Annotated in this window: 15 protein-coding genes; 10 read left to right on the forward strand and 5 right to left on the reverse strand. The window is 71.0% G+C overall.

Going from position 1 to position 15,334, the window contains the following annotated elements:
• Positions 1–5 precede the first annotated feature (5 nt).
• From HS048_RS02905 to HS048_RS02915, 3 genes are all read left to right on the forward strand, one after another.
• The gene (locus HS048_RS02905; protein WP_196466075.1) at positions 6–1,313 is read left to right on the forward strand and encodes an endo-1,4-beta-xylanase; all 1,308 of its coding nucleotides are present in this window, start codon (positions 6–8) and stop codon (positions 1,311–1,313) included.
• Between the two features lie 303 nt (positions 1,314–1,616).
• Positions 1,617–2,072 (forward strand): STAS domain-containing protein, encoded by a 456-nt coding sequence (locus HS048_RS02910; RefSeq protein ID WP_196466076.1) that lies wholly within the window; start codon positions 1,617–1,619, stop codon positions 2,070–2,072.
• Positions 2,073–2,234: 162 nt separating this feature from the next.
• A complete protein-coding gene (locus HS048_RS02915; protein WP_196466077.1) occupies positions 2,235–3,323 on the forward strand; it encodes an epoxide hydrolase family protein in 1,089 nt (362 codons plus the stop codon).
• A 150-nt stretch (positions 3,324–3,473) separates the two neighbouring features.
• On the opposite strand, the gene HS048_RS02920 is transcribed toward HS048_RS02915, so the two are convergent.
• Positions 3,474–4,649 carry an arabinogalactan endo-1,4-beta-galactosidase gene (locus HS048_RS02920; RefSeq protein WP_196466078.1) on the reverse strand — a complete coding sequence of 392 codons (1,176 nt, stop codon included), beginning with the start codon at positions 4,647–4,649 and terminating at the stop codon, positions 3,474–3,476.
• A 90-nt stretch (positions 4,650–4,739) separates the two neighbouring features.
• Entirely contained in the window at positions 4,740–6,884 is a 2,145-nt protein-coding gene (locus HS048_RS02925) for a beta-galactosidase (RefSeq protein ID WP_307832348.1), read from the reverse strand.
• A 211-nt stretch (positions 6,885–7,095) separates the two neighbouring features.
• Between HS048_RS02925 and HS048_RS02930 the strand changes: the two genes are divergently transcribed.
• From HS048_RS02930 to HS048_RS02945, 4 genes are read left to right on the forward strand one after another with little or no spacing between them, the layout of a single operon-like run.
• Positions 7,096–8,418 carry an ABC transporter substrate-binding protein gene (locus HS048_RS02930; protein WP_196466079.1) on the forward strand — a complete coding sequence of 441 codons (1,323 nt, stop codon included), beginning with the start codon at positions 7,096–7,098 and terminating at the stop codon, positions 8,416–8,418.
• Positions 8,415–9,314 (forward strand): carbohydrate ABC transporter permease, encoded by a 900-nt coding sequence (locus HS048_RS02935; protein ID WP_196466080.1) that lies wholly within the window; start codon positions 8,415–8,417, stop codon positions 9,312–9,314. Before HS048_RS02930 ends, HS048_RS02935 begins: the two co-directional genes overlap by 4 nt.
• Positions 9,314–10,207 carry a carbohydrate ABC transporter permease gene (locus HS048_RS02940; RefSeq protein ID WP_196466081.1) on the forward strand — a complete coding sequence of 298 codons (894 nt, stop codon included), beginning with the start codon at positions 9,314–9,316 and terminating at the stop codon, positions 10,205–10,207. Before HS048_RS02935 ends, HS048_RS02940 begins: the two co-directional genes overlap by 1 nt.
• Before the next feature lie 39 nt (positions 10,208–10,246).
• A complete protein-coding gene (locus tag HS048_RS02945; protein ID WP_196466082.1) occupies positions 10,247–11,245 on the forward strand; it encodes a LacI family DNA-binding transcriptional regulator in 999 nt (332 codons plus the stop codon).
• 99 nt (positions 11,246–11,344) lie between these two features.
• On the opposite strand, the gene HS048_RS02950 is transcribed toward HS048_RS02945, so the two are convergent.
• From HS048_RS02950 to HS048_RS02960, 3 genes are all read right to left on the reverse strand, one after another.
• Positions 11,345–11,866, reverse strand: coding sequence for an SRPBCC family protein (locus HS048_RS02950; protein ID WP_196466083.1), 522 nt, complete (start codon positions 11,864–11,866; stop codon positions 11,345–11,347).
• Entirely contained in the window at positions 11,863–12,225 is a 363-nt protein-coding gene (locus HS048_RS02955) for a metalloregulator ArsR/SmtB family transcription factor (protein ID WP_196466084.1), read from the reverse strand. Before HS048_RS02955 ends, HS048_RS02950 begins: the two co-directional genes overlap by 4 nt.
• A gap of 275 nt (positions 12,226–12,500) precedes the next feature.
• Positions 12,501–12,971: a MarR family winged helix-turn-helix transcriptional regulator gene (locus HS048_RS02960; RefSeq protein ID WP_196467760.1), complete on the reverse strand. Its 471-nt coding sequence runs from the start codon at positions 12,969–12,971 to the stop codon at positions 12,501–12,503.
• Between the two features lie 60 nt (positions 12,972–13,031).
• Here HS048_RS02960 and HS048_RS02965 point away from each other — a divergent pair, with 60 nt between their 5' ends.
• The 3 genes from HS048_RS02965 (at position 13,032) to HS048_RS02975 (ending at position 15,269) form a co-directional block, all read left to right on the forward strand.
• The gene (locus HS048_RS02965) at positions 13,032–13,448 is read left to right on the forward strand and encodes a cupin domain-containing protein (RefSeq protein WP_196466085.1); all 417 of its coding nucleotides are present in this window, start codon (positions 13,032–13,034) and stop codon (positions 13,446–13,448) included.
• Between the two features lie 181 nt (positions 13,449–13,629).
• A complete protein-coding gene (locus HS048_RS02970; RefSeq protein WP_196466086.1) occupies positions 13,630–14,727 on the forward strand; it encodes a helix-turn-helix domain-containing protein in 1,098 nt (365 codons plus the stop codon).
• On the forward strand, positions 14,724–15,269 hold the full coding sequence (locus HS048_RS02975; RefSeq protein ID WP_196466087.1) for a hypothetical protein: 546 nt from the start codon (positions 14,724–14,726) through the stop codon (positions 15,267–15,269). The genes HS048_RS02970 and HS048_RS02975 overlap by 4 nt, the downstream gene beginning before the upstream one ends.
• Positions 15,270–15,334 lie beyond the last annotated feature (65 nt).

Genomic DNA, 15,334 nt, shown 5'->3' on the forward strand with positions numbered 1-15,334 from the left:
CTCCTATGACGTCACGTCCTGATCGCCCCGTTTCCGTCTCCGATCCGCTGATCAGGAGGCACCGCACGGCGGACACCGCGCTCACCGTCACCCTCGACGGCGTGCCGCTGGCCGGGCAGGAGGTGGTGGTCCGCCAGCGGAACCACAAGTTCCTCTTTGGTTGCATCGGCTTCGACTTCATCCCGCTCGCCAACGGCGAGCCGCTGGAGGGGGCGCAGGCCGTACCGGGAGAGGTGCCGGGATCGATGGGCGAGTCGCCCGCCGTCCACGACGAGCGTCTGGCCGACCTCTGGTTCGACCTCTTCAACTTCGCCACGCTCCCGTTCTACTGGGGCCGTTTCGAGCCCGTGCGCGGCCGGCCGGACACCGAGCGGCTGCTCAGGACGGCGAAGTGGTTCGCCGACCGGGGCTGCGCGGTCAAGGGGCACCCGCTGGCCTGGCACACCGTCGGCGCAGAGTGGCTGAACGACCTGGCGAACGAGGAGATCGCCCGCGTGCAGGTGGAGCGGATCCGCCGGGAGATGACCGACTTCGCCGGCGTGGTCGGCATGTGGGACGTCATCAACGAGGTCGTGATCATGCCGATCTTCGACAAGTACGAGAACGGGATCTCCCGGCTCTGCCGCGACATCGGGCGCATCCCCATGATCAAGATGGTCTTCGACGCGGCGCGCGAGGCCGATCCGCACGCCACGCTGCTGCTCAACGACTTCGACATGTCCTCGGCCTACGAGTGCCTGATCGAGGGCGTGCTGGAGGCGGGCGTGAAGATCGACGCGCTGGGGCTGCAGAGCCACATGCACCAGGGCTACTGGGGCGAGGAGAAGACCCTCGGGATCATCGATCGCTTCGCCCGCTACGGGCTGCCCATCCACTTCACCGAGACGACCATCCTCTCCGGCCACATCATGCCGGCCGAGATCGAGGACCTGAACGACTACCAGATCCCGGAGTGGCCGACGACGCCCGAAGGCGAGGCCCGCCAGGCCGACGAGATCGTCCGGCACTACCGGACGCTGCTCTCCCACCCTTCGGTGGAGGCGACGACGTACTGGGGCATCTCGGACGGCGGCTGGCTCGGCGCGCCGGGCGGCTTCGTCCGCGTCGACGGCACGCCGAAGCCCTCCTACGACGCGCTGCGCTCGCTGGTCAAGGACGAGTGGTGGCTGGCGCCCACCACGATGGTCACCGACGAGAAGGGCACGGTCCGCTTCAACGGCTTCCTCGGCGAGTACGAGGTGTCGGCCGCCGGCCGGACCGCGACGTTCAGGCTCGACGAGGCGGGCGAGGCGGCGGTCGGCGCGACCCTGTAACCCGCCGCACCCGCGTCTCCGCGTTCCGGGTGCCGCCGGCCCCCGCCCGGTCCCGCCGGGAGGTAGACTGTGATCACTGAAGGGCTTTCCCCGCGCCGGTGACACGGTCGGCGGCACCCGCGGCGAATCGCCGCGATCCCTTACGAGACCGATTCGGACCGGGCCGATCACGACGGCCGGACCACTTCTCTCAGCACGCCGGACGCGGCGTTCCCGCCCTCCTCCCAGCGGGAGACCCGCGCACGGGCGGTGTTCCGCCGCCCATCCGGAATCCGCACGCCCAACCTCTCGATCGGAGACTGCATGATCACCACCACCCAGGCCGACGCCTGTACCCGTGCGCGCCTGCTGGCCGCCTGCCGCCCCCCGCACACCGTCGTCGCGCTGCACGGCGAGATCGACGTCGCCACCGCCCCGGCGCTGCGCAGGCGCCTGCTCAACGCGCTCCAGCACAGCACGGACCTCTTGGTGCTGGACCTGTCCGCGGTGTCGTTCTGCGACGCCTCCGGGCTGACCGTGCTGATCGACGTCCGGCAGCGCGCCACGGCGTCCGGCATCACGGTCCGCCTCGCCGCACCCCGGCCGCCCGTGGCCAGGCTGCTGCACGTCACCGGCCTGGACCACGCCTTCGCCGTCCATCCCACGCTGTCCAGCGCGCTCATCTCCCGCAAGCCCGGGCAGAGCGCGGGCCGGAGCTCCGAGCGGAGCGCCGACGGCGTTCTCGGCAGGCGGCGCCGGAGCGCCAGGCGACCCGGATGACCCGGATGACCCTCCGAGGGTCCCGGGGGTAGCGGGCGATCACGCCTCGCCGCCGGTCTCCGGACGGCCGTGCTTTCTCACCGCCACAATAGTGGAACAAATCATTCCGTTCTGATAGCCTGGAGCGGAACGGTTCGTTCCCCTTGAGGTGAAGAGGAAGCCATGACCGAGATCCGCCCCTTCCACGTCGACGTCCCCCAGGCCGACCTCGACGACCTGCGCGCCCGGCTGGCGCTGACCCGCTTCACCGACGAACCGCCCGGCTCGGACGGCGCGTACGGGGTCCGGCTCGACTACGTCAAGCGGATGGTCGAGTACTGGCGCACCGGCTTCGACTGGCGCGCCGTGGAGGCCCGGCTCAACGCCCATCCGCAGTTCATCACCGAGATCGACGGGCAGGACGTGCACTTCCTCCACGTCCGCTCCGCGAACCCGGAGGCCCTGCCGCTGATCCTCACGCACGGCTGGCCCGGCACGGTCATGGAGTACCTCGACGTCGTCGAGCCGCTGTCGGAGGACTTCCACCTGGTCATCCCGTCGATCCCCGGTTTCGGCTTCTCCGGGCCCACCCGGGACAAGGGCTGGGACCGCAACCGCGTGGCCAGGGCGTGGGCCGAGCTGATGGGCCGGCTCGGCTACGAACGCTACGGCGCGGTCGGCAACGACGGCGGTTCGCTGATCTCACCCGAGATCGGCAGGTCCGACGCCGAGCACGTGGTCGGCGTGCACGTCACGCAGATCTTCTCCTTCCCCTCCGGCGACCCGGCCGAGTTCGAGGGCCTGACCGAGGAGGAGCAGGCGGCCGTGGCCCACCTGCAGTGGTTCTGGGAGAACATGGGCGCCTTCAACCTGCTCCAGGCCCAGTCCCCGCAGACGCTCGCGCACGCGCTCGCCGACTCCCCGGCCGGGCTGCTCGGCTGGATGGCCCAGCTCCTGGGTGAGGGGCTCGACGACGACTTCGTGCTGGCCAACATCGCGATCCACTGGTTCTGCGGCACGGCGGGCTCGTCGATCCGCTTCTACTACGAGGACAAGCGGGCCGAGCAGCCCACCGGGCCGACCACCGTGCCGATCGCGCTGGCCGGCTTCGCCGACGACTTCCGGTCGGTGCGCCGCTTCGCCGAGCGCGACCACGAGAACATCGTCTCCTGGAACACCTACGACTCCGGCGGCCACTACGCCGCGCACCAGGCGCCCGGAGTGCTCGCCGCCGACATCCGCCGGTTCTTCACCGGCCTGGCCCGGCGGTGAGGACGTAGGCGACGCCTCCCGGGCCTACGGCCCCGCCGGGCTCCAGCGGTGCACGCGACCGCCCCAGAGCCGCGCCTCCGCCGGGGCCTGTCCTGCGGACGAACCGGAGGACGGGCCGGCCGGGGGAGCGGGCGGGGCCGGAGATCCGGCTCAGCGGCGGGTCAGCGCCCTCAACGCGGGCAGCGCGCGGCCGTCGTAGTCGAAGAGCGCCTGGTTCTCCCAGCCGTTCCCGGATGCGGGGTCGGCCGGGTCCCACCCGTTGCCGGGCACGCCCGTCCAGGTGGCCTCCCAGTAGAAGACGCCCAGTCCGAGTCCGCCGGGGACGGCTTTGATCACGTCGGTGAGCCTGCGCATCATCGCGGCCTGGCCCTCGGGGGTCGCCGGGTAGCCGGGGTACGGCTCGGCGGAGGTGATGATGTTCTCCCAGCCGTCGTCGTCGGCGACGGTGAAGGGATAGGCGGTCTCCACCAGGACGACCGGCTTGCCGTACCGGGCCGCCACGTCGTTGAGGTTGGCCTGGAACGCCTCCACCGTGCCGTGCCAGTAGGGGTAGTAGGACAGGCCGATCACGTCGTGGCGGATGCCGTAGGCGGCGGCGTTGTCGAACCACCAGCGGTACAAGCCGTTGTCGGCGCCGTTCGCCAGGTGGAGCATGACCTTGACCCGGGGGGTGACCTCCTTGGCCGCGTCGTGGCCGGCGTTGAGCAGCGCCGCCATGCCGGGCCAGTTGTTCCAGTCCCCGTCGGGCCAGAGCAGGCCGCCGTTGAGCTCGTTTCCGATCTGCACCATGTCGGCCGAGGTGCCCTGGGCCTTCAGCGCGCCCAGCACGTCGCGGGTGTGGTCTGCGACCGCCTTCTTGAGCTCCTCGAACGGCAGGGAGGCCCAGGCGGCGGGCTTGTTCTGCTTGCCCGGGTCGGCCCAGGAGTCGGAGTAGTGGAAGTCGACCAGCACCTTCATGCCCCGGGCCTTGGCCCGCTCGGCCGTGCGCAGGACCTGGGCCTTGGTGTTGTAGCCGTCGGCCGGGTCCACCCAGACCTTCAGCCGGACGTAGTTGAGGCCGCCGTCGCGCAGGATGGCCAGCGCGTCCCCGCGCCGCCCGCCGGCGTGGCGGTAGACGCCGCCGAGCGCCTCGGACTTCGCCAGGCTGGAGACGTCCGCGCCCCGGATGAGGAGCGGGCCTCCGCGCCCCTTGTCGTGCCCGTCGGCGTGGTCCGCGCCGGGGGCCGTGGCGGTGTGCGCCGCCCGCGCCGTCGCCGGTGCGGCCGCCATCGCCGTGGACAGGGCCAGCGGCAGTGCCGCCGACAGGACCGCCAGGATTCTTCGCATGGTCTCTCCGTTCGGAAGAGGACTGGTGTCGGACATCCCCGATCCCCCGAGACCTCGCGGGCGGCGCGGGTCCACGCCGCCCGCGAGGGGTCACGCCCCGGCCGGCCTGCCGGTCTCGACGACCGCCGCCCCGCCCGCCGGTACGGTCACCGTCCCGGCGCAGGCGGTCCCGCCGAGCAGTTCGGTGCCCTCGACCCCGTCCACCGTGACCGGCGCGTCGCCGTGGTTGAGCAGGAAGAGCCGGTCCCCCCTCCTGACGAGTTCGAGGGTGTCGGGCACACCCGCCGGCCGGGAGACCCCCGCGCGGTCGAGCACCGGCGCCAGGAGCGCCCGCAGGTCGCCGCCGGCCCGCCCGGCGCCGTCCGGAGCCGGGTCGAGGGCCGTCGCGACGTACCAGGCCGTGCCCGCGCCCAGTTCGTGGCAGGTCACCGCGGGATGCCCGGCGTCGGGGCCGTCCGCGAAGTTCCGTACGGCCCGCGCCCCGGCGAGGCGGACCCGCTCCGACCAGATGCGGCCGGTCGCCGCCGGACCGCCGGGGACCGGACTGCCCGGGACCGGGCCGTCGAGAACGGCTCCGCCCGGAGCCGGGCCACCGGGCGCGGCACCACCCGGCACCGGACCGCCGGAGGCCGGGACCGCGGCGGCCGGGTCGTCGAGGGCGACGGTCCCGTGCTCGGGCAGCGGGTGGAACTCCTCGACCCACAGCCCCAGCACGTCCCGCAGCGCACCAGGGTACGGGCCCGGGTGGACGGCGTCGCAGGCGTCGACGATGCCGGAGAAGTAGGAGACGACCAGGTGGCCGCCCGCCTCCACGTAGCGGTGCAGGTTCTTGCCGGCCTCCTCCGACAGCAGGTAGGAACTCGGCGCCACGACCAGCCGGTAACGGGACAGGTCGGCCGAGGGGTGAACGAAATCGACCGTGACGTGGTCGCGCCAGAGCGCCTCGTAGAACGCCTCCACCCGCTCCCGGAACCGCAGGTCCGCCGAGGGCCGCCACTCCAGCTCCAGCGCCCAGTAGGACTCCCAGTCCCACACCAGCGCCACCTCGGCCTCGACCCGCGAACCCCGGATGCCCCGCAGCCTGGCGAGCTCGCCGCCCAGGTCCACCACGTCGCGCCAGAGCCCGGAGTCGGTCCCGGCGTGCGGAACCATCGCCGAGTGGAACTTCTCGGCTCCGTACCGAGAGGCCCTCCACTGGAAGAACAGCACCGAGTCCGAGCCCCGGGCGACGTGCGCGAGGCTGTTGCGCCGCATCTCGCCGGGTCGTTTGGCCAGGTTGCGCGGTTGCCAGTTGACCGCGCCGGTGGAGTGCTCCATGAGCATCCACGGCCTGCCGCCCGCCACCGAGCGGGTGAGGTCGGCCGCCATCGCCAGCTCGATGTGGTTGTCCGGCCTGGCCGCGTCGAGGTAGTGGTCGTTGGAGACCACGTCCACCTCCCCGGCCCAGCGCCAGTAGTCCATGGGCTTGCAGTTGGGGATCATGAAGTTGGTGGTGACCGGCCGGTCGCTGTGCCGGCGGATCGCCTCGCGCTCGCGGCGGAAGCAGGCGATGTGCGCGTCGACGGAGAAGCGCGCGTAGTCCAGCCGCAGGGCGGTGAGCTGGCCGGGCGGGGCGACACCGGGCGCCTCGACCTCCTCGAAGGAGCCGTAGGTCAGTCCCCAGAAGGTGGTCCCCCAGGCGGCGTTCAGCGCGTCCACGTCGCCGTACCGCTCCCGCAGCCAGAGCCGGAACGCCTGGGCCGAGGTGGCGCAGTGGCACTCGGCGTTGGCCCAGCCGTACTCGTTGTGCACGTGCCACATCGCCACCGCCGGGTGGTCGCCGTACCGGGCGGCCAGTTGCCCGGCGATCCGCGCCGAGGCGGCGGCGTACTCCGGGGAACTGGGGCAGAAGCCGTGCCGGGAGCCGCCCGCGACGACGTGCCCGCCGGAGTCGACGAGGCGGCTGCCCGGGTACCGGCCGCGGAACCAGGCCGGGGGCGAGGAGGTGGGCGTCGCCAGGCCGATCATGATCCCGGCCGAGTGCAGCAGGCCGACGATCCGGTCCAGCCGGCCGAAGTCGTAGACGCCCTCGGCGGGCTCGATCAGCGCCCAGTTGAAGATGCCGAGGCTGACCAGGTTCACCCCGGCCTCGCGCATCAGCCGGACGTCCTCGTGCCAGACCTCCTCCGGCCACTGCTCGGGGTTGTAGTCCCCGCCGTACGCGATGCCCTCGGGCAGGGCGGGATATCCAGGCACGCTTCCCCCTCGGATCAACTCTGTGAACGTGCACAGTAATCCATCTCCCGGGTCGGCCGGAAGCGTCACTGAAAGGAACACAGGCCAGAGCGATGGCTAACAAGAACGTAACGGGCATTGACAGCGGCGATTCCTAGCTCTGACTCTGTGAACGTTCACAGAGGCATATTCAGACCCAACCGGCCTCCCACCCCCCGCCCCGGAGGAACGTATGCGCACACACCGCCTGGCCGCGGCGGCCGCCGCGGCCCTGGCCACCGCCCTGGCCGCCGGATGCTCCACGGGCACCGGCGCCTTCCAGGAACCGGACGCCGCCGCGGCGCAGAGTTCGGCCCCCGCGGGACCGGTCAAGCTCACCTACTGGACCTGGGCCCCCAACATGGACAAGATCGTCAAGGTCTGGAACGAGGCGCACCCCGACATCCAGGTCACGGTGAGCAAGCAGGCCGGAGGGGACGACGCCGCCGCCAAGTACCTCACCGCGGCCAAGGCGGGCAACCCGCCGGACCTGGTCCAGGCCGAATACCAGATGCTCCCGTCCTTCGTCGCGGCCGACGCGGTGGCCGACCTGTCCGCCGAGGCCGGGCAGGCCAAGGCCGCCTTCAGCGAGGGCACCTGGGGCCAGGTCACCCTGGGCACCGACGGCGTCTACGCCATCCCGCAGGACAGCGGGCCGATGATGCTCTACTACCGCCAGGACCTGTTCGAGAAGTACGGCATCGAGGTGCCCAAGACCTGGGACGAGTACGCCGAGACCGCCCGCACCGTGCGCGAGAAGGACCCGAAGGTCTTCCTCGGCACGTTCTCCAGCAAGGACCCCGGCTCCTTCGCCGGCCTCTCCCAGCAGGCCGGCGCCCAGTGGTGGTCGATCAGCGGCGACGCCTGGAAGGTCGCCGTCAACGACGCCGCGACCGTGAAGGTCGCCGACTACTGGGGCGGCCTGGTGAAGGAGGGCGTCATCGACGACCAGCCGTACTTCACCCCCGAGTGGAACAAGGCCCTCAACGACGGCACCCTGCTGACCTGGCCCTCGGCGGTCTGGGGACCGGGCGTGCTGTCCAGCAACGCGCCCAAGGGCAAGGGCAAGTGGGCGATCGCCCCACTGCCGCAGTGGAGCGCCGGGGAGAACTTCAGCGGCTTCTGGGGCGGCTCCTCCACCGCGGTCTCCGCCAAGACCCCGAACAAGGCCGCCGCCGTGAAGTTCGCGACCTGGCTGAACACCGACCCGCAGGCGCTCGGCCTGCTGATCGAGGAGGCCGCGATCTACCCCGCCGCCACCAGGGGCGGCGAACTGCTCACCGAGGCCCCCGAGTACTTCTCCAACCAGACCGACTTCTGGCAGCAGGCAGCGGCGATCTCCGCCACCGCGCGGGGCTTCACCTTCGGGCCCAACGTCAACGTGACCTACGACGCCTTCAAGAACGCCTTCGACAAGGCGGTCCAGGAAAGGTCGGCCTTCTCCGGTGCCGTGCAGCGGATGCAGGACGCCACGGTCGCCGACATGCAGAAGTCCGGATTCCAGCTCGCGCGATGAGAACCCGCCGCAGCGGCGGCGCCCCCTCGGGCGCCGCCCCCTACCTCTTCCTCCTGCCGGCCCTGGTGCTGTTCACCGTCTTCATGGCCGTCCCCATCTGCTACACGGTCTACCTCAGCCTGCGCCGGACAAAGGTCTCCGGCCTGGGCCTGGGCAAGGGGTCGCGCACCGAGGTCTTCACCGGCCTCGACAACTACACCGCCGCGCTCGGCGACGGAGAGCTGTGGGCCGGCTGGCTGCGGGTCCTCGGCTACGGCCTGATGGTGCTGGCCGTCATGCTCGGGCTCGCCCTGCTCTTCGCGCTGCTGCTGGACTCGGCCCACGTGCGGCTCGCCCGGTTCTCCCGGATCTCGATCTTCCTGCCGTTCGCGGTGCCGGGGGTGGCCGCCACCCTGCTGTGGGGCTTCCTCTACCTGCCCAGCCTCAGCCCGATCCGCCAGGTCCTCGACGTCGACCTGCTCGGCGCGGGCACCATCACCTTCTCCATGGCCAACGTGGCCGTCTGGGGCGGCGTCGGCTTCAACATGCTGGTGCTCTACACCACCCTGCGGGCCGTCCCGCGCACCTACTACGAGGCCGCGCGCCTCGACGGCGCGAGCGAGCTGCAGATCGCGCTCCGCATCAAGGTCCCGATCCTGCTGCCCGCGATCATCCTGACCACGGTGTTCTCCATCATCGCCACCGTCCAGGTCTTCACCGAGCCCACCACTCTCCGGCCGCTCACCAACACGATCAGCTCGACCTGGAGCCCGCTGATGAAGGTCTACCGCGACGCGTTCGTCACCGGCGACATCTACTCCGCCGCCGCCACCTCGATCGTCATCGCCGGGATCTCCCTCGTGCTGTCGTTCGGCTTCCTGCGCGTCGTCCGCGACCGCGCCTTCGGGGAGGGCTGATGTCCACCGCGACCCTGCCCACCGCACCCGCGGCCTCCCCCGCGGGTCACCGCCGGGCACGCCGGCGCAGGCCGTACGGCGCCGCCCCGACCGCGATCCTGGTGTTCGGCGCGATCTACTCCCTGCTCCCGGTGGGCTGGGTGGCGGTGGCCGCCACCAAGTCCAAGGCGGAGCTCTTCTCCACCGCGGCCTTCGCCCCCGGGACCGGGCTGCTGTCCAACCTGGCGGACCTGGCCGCCTACCGGGACGGCGTCTTCTGGCTGTGGGGGCTGAACACGCTGCTGTACGCGGGCGGCGGCGCGCTGCTGTCGACCGCGGTCTCGGCGGTGTCCGGCTACGCGCTGGCGAAGTACCGCTTCGCCGGCCGGAACCTGATCTTCAACGTGCTGATCGGCGGCATCCTGGTGCCCTCCGTCGTACTGGCCATGCCGCAGTACCTGCTCTTCTCGCAGATCGGCCTGGCGGACACCTACTGGTCGGTCCTGCTCCCGCAGATCCTGCACCCCTACGGCATCTACCTGGCGCGCGTCTACGCCACCGCCGCCGTCCCGGACGCGCTGCTGGAGGCCGGGCGCATCGACGGGGCGGGCCACTTCCTGCTGCTGCGCAAGGTGGCCCTGCCGCTCATGCTGCCCGGCATGGTGACCATCTTCCTGTTCCAGTTCGTCGCCATCTGGAACAACTTCCTGCTGCCCTTCATCATGCTCGGCGATGACCAGAAGTTCCCGCTGACCGTCGGGCTCTACACGATGCTCGCCGCCGGGGCCAACCAGCCCTCGCTGTTCAACCTGATCCTCACCGGGACGCTGGTCTCACTCGTCCCGCTGATCGCGCTGTTCCTGACCATGCAGCGCTACTGGCGCACGGACCTGTCCGACGGGGCCGTGAAGTAGGTGGGACGGGAACGGCCCGCGGGGCGGAACAATGGTGGCATGAAGCGCCCGACCATCCACGACGTCGCGGCGGCGGCGGGAGTGTCCCGGGGGACGGTGTCCCGGTTGCTCAACGGCGACCGGTACGTCAGCACCACCGCCCGGGTGGCGATCGAGCGGGCCATCGCCGAGACCGGCTACGTCGTCAACCGCAACGCCCGCAGCCTGGTCACCCAGCGCACGGGCTCGGTCGTGATGGTGCTCTCCGAGCCGCACGAGAAGCTGTTCGAGGACCCCAACTACAGCGTGGCGATCCGCACCGCCGTGCGGCTGCTGGCCGAGCGGGACATGTCGCTGGTCATGATGGTGGCCGGGGACGACGGTGACCGCGACCGGGTGATCCGCTACGTGCGGGGCGGCCACGCCGACGGCGTGTTCCTGCTCTCCACCCACGCGGGCGACCGGATGGTCGAGGCACTGGTCGACACCGCGGTCCCGGCCGTCGCGCAGGGCGCGGTCGTCGGCCTGGAGAACGTGATCCCCTACGCGGCGGCCGACGACCGCGAGGGCGCCCGGCAGATGACCCGCCACCTGGTCGAGCAGGGGCGCAGGAGGATCGCCACCATCACCGGGCCGATGGACACGCCCGGCGGCATCCAGCGGCTGGAGGGCTTCGCCGACGTCCTGGGCCGCAAGGCCTCGAAGAAGCTGATCGAGCACGGCGACTGGACCCAGCTGAGCGGGGAGAGCGCCATGGCCCGGCTCCTGGAGCGCGTGCCCGACCTCGACGCCGTCTTCGTCGCCTCCGACCTGATGGCCGCCGGAGCCCTGTCCACGCTCCGGGCGGCCGGGCGCCGGGTCCCCGAGGACGTGGCGGTGGGCGGCTTCGACGACTCCTCGGTGGCCGCCACCACCCACCCCCCGCTCACCACGGTCCGGCAGCCGCTGGCCCGGGTGGCGGAGGAGACCGTACGGCTCCTGCTCGCCCTCATCGACGGCGAGCGGCCGGAGAACCCGGTCATACTGCCCACCACCCTCGTGGTCCGCGACTCGGCCTGACCGCGCCGGACCCGTACCCCGGACGGCGGTCCGGCGGGCGGCGCAGCGCGGGGCCCGGGTCCGGAGGAGACGGCCGGCGGCCCCGGCGGGCGGGCCGCCTCAGCGGACGTGACCGGGGGTCTCCGCCTGGGCCGGCAGCTCCTCGAAGTAGGCCTTCATCGCGGGGTGGTAGTCGTCGAAGTCCGGCCGGGGCCCGCCCTCGCGCGAGGCCACGAGCAGGTCGAGATAGTACTCCCAGCCGGAGCCGGTCTCGCCGAGGCCGTCCTCGGTGGTCAGGTGCTGCACGAGCCGCAGCTCCGTCGAGCCGTCCGCCTCGGCCAGCAGCAGCTCCAGGTGCCAGGCCCCGGACTCGTCGATCATCGACAGGGCCAACCGCCGCGGCGGGTCGCACGCCTCGATGCGCAGGTCGCACCACGGCGTCCCCTCCTCGAACGCCATCTGCACCCGGACCGTCCGGCCGGGGGCGGCGTCGCCCTCCCACGGCCCGAACCAGCGGGCCGTGCGTTCGGGCTCGGTGAGGCTCGCCCACACGTCCTCGGCGGAGGCGCGGAACGTGCGGCTGAGGACGAGATCGCTTCCGGTGCCGGTGCGGAACAGCCGGCCGGTGGGGATGGGGCTCACGCGGTGTTCTCCTTCGCCTGGTCGGTCGTGCCGTGCACGCGGCGCTCGCGGCGGGTCCGATGGATCTCCGTCTCCAGGGCGTCGAGACGGTGCTCCCAGCCGGAGGGCCGGGCGAGCAGGGACATCCACTCGGCGAGGCCCGCGAGCGGCCCGGTGTCGAGCGCGTAGAACCGCCGCCTGCCCACGAGCTCGTCGCGGACCAGCCCGCTGTCCCTGAGCACCCGCAGGTGGCGGCTGACCGCCGGCCTGCTGATCGGGAACCGCCCGGCGATCTCTCCGGCGGAGAGCCGCCCCTCACGCAGCATCATCAGGATCTCGCGCCGTACGGGGTCCGCGATCGCCCCTGCCACCTGATCCACACCAAAAGCGTAACCTACAGGTTACGCGTTAGGCAATGCTCCACGAAGCGGGCACACCGCGGACACCATGCCCGTTCGGCCTGTCGGGGCTCCGTGGACCGGTGGTCCCTCCGGCGGGAACCGCCCGGATGCGGACATGCACGCCCACGTCTTCGACGGCCGCCGGGGAGGCCCGGCGATCCGTCCCATCCTCGAAGACCGGGCGCGGACGGCCGTCCCGCGGCCGCCCCCGGCCCGGTTGACGGCACCCGCCCCGGAGAGCGCGCGCCGGGGCCTCACTGGCCGCCGAACCAGCCCGGCACGTCGAGGCGGAAGACGTCGGGCGGCGTCACCTTGCGCAGGTCGGCCTCCAGGTCACGGAGCCGCTCCTCCCCGATCTCGTCGGCCCAGTGGCGGCGCAGGTCGTCGAAGATGCGGGCCGAGCGCTCCAGCGAGTCGGCGCCGCGCGCGGTGAGCCGTACGATCTTGCGCCGCGTGTCACGGGGGTCGACGGTGCGCTCGACGTAGCCGAGGCGTTCCAGCGTCTCGATCGTCTTGCCCGCCGCCTGCTTGGAGACGCCCATCGTACGGCCGAGCTCCACGGCGGTGTCGCCGCCGCGCATGATCGCCTGGAGCGCGAAGCCGTGCATGGGGCGCATGTCGGGATGGCCCTGCCGGGCGAGCTCGGCGTGGAGCTCGTCGATGAGGACGCGGAAGCCGAGGAACAGCCGGAGGGGGAGCTCGAAGCCGGGCGGGTCGCTTGACACGATAGACAACCTGATTGACTATATGGACAACAACGTTGACCATCTTAGGAGACCGCAGCGATGCCTGTCATCCGTGCCGCCGAAGCCCGCCGCAGCGCCACGCCCAACGCCGTCATGACCACCTTCGCCTCCCCCACCCTGGGCGGCGCCGGGCAGATCCTCTGGCGGGTGGACATGGCACCCGGCAAGGAGGGCCCGCTCCACGCCTTCGAGGCCGAGCAGATCTGGACCCTGCTGGAGGGCGGGGCCACCGTCGACCTGGCCGGGGAGAAGATCGACCTGGCCGCCGGCGACACCGTCGTCATGCCCGCCGACCTGCCCCGGCAGGTCTTCGCCGACGCCCGGAGCGGCTTCATCGCGATCGTCACCGCCCCGGTGGGGGGCCGGGTGTACAACCCCGGCGGCATCTCGCCCGAGGGCGTGTGCGAGCTGGCCCCCAAGGACGCCGAGCGGATCACCCCGCCCTGGATCGCCTGAGGCGCCCCCTCCGGCCGGGCCCGCGAAGGCCCGGCCGGTCCGGATCCCGAATCACCGGCCCTCACCGCTTCACAAAGCACGATGGTCGCATGAACATGCCTGATCAGGAGTTCGCCAAACGATCGTCCAGGATCGGCCGGAGGACCTTACCCGGCCACCACAGGTGTGCGATTATCGCACCATGAAGGAGCCTGAGGGGTGGGCAGACGTAGGCGAGCGGGTGCGCGAGTCTCGTGTGGCAGCCGGCATGTCACAGGAGCAGCTCGCATCGGCCCTGCGACTCGACCGGACGATGATCGCCAAGATCGAGCGGGGCGTCCGCCGAGTCGACGCGCTCGAACTCGCCAAACTGGCATCAGTGCTCAAGGTTCCCCTTAGTCACTTCCTCAGCCCGCCACCGCTGGTCGTGTCCCGTCGCACGGAACTGGCCGATGACACGGTGACCGATGCGACCCGGCAGTCCTACCGGCTGGAAGCGGCCCTTTCCGCATGGCTGACCGACATCCGGCAGCTCATGGAGATCGGTGAATTCTCGCCTCCAGAGATCGATCGATACCCGGGTGCGGTTCAGGACGCGTCCAGCGCCCGTCATGCGGCCCTCTGGGTCAGGAACCGGCTTGGTCTGGGATTTGATCCCATCGATTCACTCATGAGTGTGTGCGAACGGCTGGGACAACTGGTCGCGGTGGTCGACGCACCAGGCGAAGGCGCTTCGTTGGTCGAGGACGACCTCGCCGTGGCGGTCATCAGCAGGCAGGGCGACCCTGGGCGCCGCCGCGCGACCGCGGCTCATGAGCTGGGTCATCTGATCGTCGGTGACGAGTATTCCACCGACATAGGCGTTCACGTCTCCCGTGATGGAAGAGAAGCCGTCATCGACGCCTTCGCTGCGGAGCTTCTCCTTCCGGCCGGAGCATTCCGGAGTGTGACCCGCTCGGACGGCCCGGCAGGGCGAGAGGATCTACTGGTCCTCGCTGCACGTTTCAGGACCTCATGGTCGTTGACCGTTCGCCAAGCCGTCGAAGCCGAAGCCGTCGACAGGAACGTCGCAAAAGAAATGCGCCGGAGGAACCCGACCCGTGCGGAATTGATGGAAGCGGTCGGATGGGCGCCGCAGCCTGATCTGGAAACGGTCCGAGTGCCTCCGGGATACGCGCATGCGGTGGTCGAATCCTTCAAGAAGTCGCTCATAACGGCCTCTCGCGCCGTCGAGCTCATGCGGGGCCAGATCGTGGCAGCCGACCTGCCACTCCACGATGACGCGGACCTCGAGCTTTGAGCGACACCGGACTCACCCCCGCGCTGGTGTTCGACGCGATGTGCCTCAACCATTTCGCCCGCGCGGAACGCCTGGATGTGCTGCGCGATCTCCTGATGGGCACCACCTGCCTGACCACTCACGTGGTCCGGGAGGAGATACGTGCCGGGATGCAGGCGCATCCGGTCCTTCGGGCCGTGCTGGAAGCGGATTGGCTCGGTCTGGCGAAGCTCGACTCACTGGATGAGATCAGGTGCTTCGCGAAATGGGTGCAGCGTATCGGCTCTTCGGAGCGCAATCTGGGGGAAGCCAGCGTGTTCTCCGCAGCCGAACTATCTCACGGAATCGCCGTCACCGACGACCGGGAAGCCGTGGCGGTAGGCAGGGCACATGGTCTGGAAGTCCATGGAACCGTATGGCTTCTCGCCCGCGCGTGCTGCGACGGAAAACTCAACGAGGTAGCCGCCGGCAACATCGTGGACGCCCTGAGAGCGACGGGAATGCGATTGCCGTGTTCCGGATCGACTTTCGGATCCTATACCCGCCGCAACATCAGGGGGTGATTCCGCCGTCTGGCCGGATGGTCTCCGGTTGCACGTGCCGACGGCCCCAAGGACGCCGAGCGGAT

This window comes from Planomonospora sp. ID91781, from assembly GCF_015711595.1.
Lineage (GTDB): Bacteria > Actinomycetota > Actinomycetes > Streptosporangiales > Streptosporangiaceae > Planomonospora > Planomonospora parontospora.

Excerpts from the sequence above, each read along its gene's own strand:
- HS048_RS02970 (WP_196466086.1), top strand. The coding sequence starts at position 13,630 with ATGAAGGAGCCTGAGGGGTGGGCAGACGTAGGCGAGCGGGTGCGCGAG.
- HS048_RS02915 (WP_196466077.1), top strand. The coding sequence starts at position 2,235 with ATGACCGAGATCCGCCCCTTCCACGTCGACGTCCCCCAGGCCGACCTC.
- HS048_RS02905 (WP_196466075.1), top strand. The coding sequence starts at position 6 with ATGACGTCACGTCCTGATCGCCCCGTTTCCGTCTCCGATCCGCTGATC.
- HS048_RS02945 (WP_196466082.1), top strand. The coding sequence starts at position 10,247 with ATGAAGCGCCCGACCATCCACGACGTCGCGGCGGCGGCGGGAGTGTCC.
- HS048_RS02965 (WP_196466085.1), top strand. The coding sequence starts at position 13,032 with ATGCCTGTCATCCGTGCCGCCGAAGCCCGCCGCAGCGCCACGCCCAAC.
- HS048_RS02920 (WP_196466078.1), bottom strand. The coding sequence starts at position 4,649 with ATGCGAAGAATCCTGGCGGTCCTGTCGGCGGCACTGCCGCTGGCCCTG.
- HS048_RS02930 (WP_196466079.1), top strand. The coding sequence starts at position 7,096 with ATGCGCACACACCGCCTGGCCGCGGCGGCCGCCGCGGCCCTGGCCACC.
- HS048_RS02935 (WP_196466080.1), top strand. The coding sequence starts at position 8,415 with ATGAGAACCCGCCGCAGCGGCGGCGCCCCCTCGGGCGCCGCCCCCTAC.
- HS048_RS02910 (WP_196466076.1), top strand. The coding sequence starts at position 1,617 with ATGATCACCACCACCCAGGCCGACGCCTGTACCCGTGCGCGCCTGCTG.
- HS048_RS02940 (WP_196466081.1), top strand. The coding sequence starts at position 9,314 with ATGTCCACCGCGACCCTGCCCACCGCACCCGCGGCCTCCCCCGCGGGT.